3 protein-coding genes are annotated in these 2459 nt (G+C 61.1%); 2 read left to right on the forward strand and 1 reads right to left on the reverse strand.

What is annotated here, in order from left to right:
* A partial coding sequence (locus NW835_RS04905; RefSeq protein WP_414414663.1) for an OmpA family protein occupies positions 1–629 on the forward strand: 629 nt, incomplete at its 5' end.
* Positions 630–733: 104 nt separating this feature from the next.
* Entirely contained in the window at positions 734–1204 is a 471-nt protein-coding gene (locus tag NW835_RS04910) for an ATP-binding protein (protein WP_414414664.1), read from the forward strand.
* Positions 1205–1209: 5 nt separating this feature from the next.
* On the opposite strand, the gene NW835_RS04915 is transcribed toward NW835_RS04910, so the two are convergent.
* A complete protein-coding gene (locus tag NW835_RS04915) occupies positions 1210–2340 on the reverse strand; it encodes a geranylgeranyl reductase family protein (RefSeq protein WP_414376877.1) in 1131 nt (376 codons plus the stop codon).
* Positions 2341–2459 lie beyond the last annotated feature (119 nt).

Genomic DNA, 2459 nt, shown 5'->3' on the forward strand with positions numbered 1-2459 from the left:
CAGCGGTGAGCCCGACAGCCGATGCAGCTTCACCAAGTGGGAATCCAAATCACGAGGGCCTCACGGAGCTGGAAAGGGAGATTCGAGAACTCCGCCAGCAGGTGATCCAGCTTTTGATCCGAATTGAAGAACTGGAGTCGCGGCTGCAACGGCTGTCTTCCCAAGCAGTGGCCCCTGAGCCGAGGTGGGAATCGGCCACCGCTGCCGAGATCGCCCCGGAGGGAGTGAGCGTCCCCGCCCCCAGCGCAACGCCGACCCCTACCTCTTTTCAGGTGGGAACTCGAACCATCAGCCTGCCGGGCGATCTGCTCTTCGACTTCGACAAGGCCGAGATTCGGCCTGAGGCGGCCTCCCTATTAGCAGAAGTGGCCAAATCTTTGCGTGAAATGCCCGGCGCCCGCGTTCAAGTGAACGGTCACACCGACAACATTGGATCCCTAAACTACAACCTGGCTCTTTCCCTGCGCCGCGCCAACGCGGTTAAAGACTATTTGATGAAACTCTTGCCGGAAGGCCATCCCATCAGTTGGACAACCTCTGGCTTTGGCCCTACCTTGCCGGTGGCCGACAACAATACAGAGGAAGGGCGACAGCGGAACCGCCGTGTGGATTTGATCATCGCTCCCTAGCTTCCCCCCCAAAATGGGGGATGACATGTTCTGGCAGGGCTCTGGTCTAGAATCTGGTAGGGCCAAATGGCTTCAGGTTCAATCCCTATCGTTGGGGTTCGGTTTTGAACGCAGCAGGGATCCCGTCGGGGGAAAAGCAGACCTTTGCGCCGAGAGTAGACACAACCCTGGATGCTCTCGGCGAGGTTTTGACGTGGTTTGAGTCTTTCCGCAACGCCGGCATCCCGGGCCCCATCTGGTTGGAATGCCAGTTGGCCTTGGCGGAGGGCTTTACCAACGCCGTTCGCCATGCCCACCGCGCTTTGCCTCCCAGTACACCCATTGATATCGAGCTGGTTCTGATGCCCCAGGGGCTGGAGCTGCGCATCTGGGATCAAGGGCAGGAGTTCGACTTGGAGGGCTTTGCCCAAAACCTGGCAGCCAACAGGCTCCCCAACGCCGAGTCTGAGGGAGGACGGGGCATTTTGCTAATGAAGGCTCTCTCCACCCACTTGAGCTACACTCGCCAGGCGGATGGCCGCAACTGCCTGCTAATCAGCAGGCGCTTCGACGATCCCGCCCCTGTCTCCCAATGACCGGCCTAGGCTAACAGGCCAGCGCTCAACTTGCGAATGGCCGAGCTGGCCACATCGCTGTAGCGCAGCTCACCGGCTAAGATTTGGCCCATGCGCCGAGTGGCTCCCGGTCGCTTGACGCCTACCCTGTAGCCTACGCCCGGAAAGCGGTAGAACAGCGCCGCGATCCGCTTGGCCCAACGCATCTCTGAGCCCCACTCCTGCTGCACGCGGGCGGAGTAGGTCGCCAGGGCTTCCGTATCTCCTGCCAGGGCTTGGTCGATGGCCTGCGCTGCCAGCATGCCGGTGAGGAGGGAGGGGCGGATCCCTTCGGCGGTAAACGGATCGACGACACAGGCGGCATCTCCCACCAAGAGGGCATTTTGGCTGTGCAGGGGTTGATCCCCCTCCCAGAGACAGATGGGATGGCCAAACTGCCTGACCGATTTCAAGTCCACACCAAAGCTTTGGGCGTACTCGGCGGCGATGTCCCGCAAGTTTTGTTTTTCGCCACCCCGAAAGGTGCCCGCCCCGATCGAGTAGCCATCGGCTTTGGGGAAGTTCCAAATGTAGCCGTTGCTCACGGCGCCAAAGTCGAAGTGGGCGGCTGCGGTTTGCGGCTCTGAGACGGGCACTTCTGCTTCCAGGGCGGCAGCCAGGCGGCGCTGCCGGTGTTGAAAGCCCAGCCACTTGGCCATCGAGCCTTTTGCCCCATCGGCCCCGATCACATACCGACCCCAGACCGGGCCGGTGGCTGTCATCACCTGCCAGCGGTCGCTCTGCCACTCAATACCGGAGACAGGACATTCCGTCTGAAGCGCTGCCCCCTGCTTTTGCGCCTGCTGAATCAAGTAATGGTCGAAGACCTCCCGCCGCACCATCCATACCGGCTCTTTCAGATCCAGGTCGACCACAACCGGATCCCCGCCCCGCCAGGTGTAGCGAATTTGCCGGATCTTCAGCGAAATGGCGGGGCTGAAATCGAAGTCAAACCAGGCCGCCACCATGGGAGAAACGCCGCCGCCACAGGGTTTGTAGCGGGGCCAAGGATCCTTCTCCAAAACCAACACTGAGCGCCCCCGCTTGGCCAGGTGATAGGCGGCCGAGCCGCCGGCAGGGCCAGCGCCGACGATGACACAGTCGTACACTTGGGACATGGCTCTCGATCCGTGAACGACTCCCGACACTCCCCTGCGTTGAGTCAACACAATATGGCTTATGCCACGCTGCGCGAACCGATAGAGTGCGGGCTTCACGCTTCCCAGACTTGTTGGTA

Origin of the sequence: Synechococcus sp. OH2 (genome assembly GCF_047462155.1) — a bacterium.
Taxonomy (GTDB): Bacteria; Cyanobacteriota; Cyanobacteriia; order Thermostichales; family Thermostichaceae; genus Thermostichus.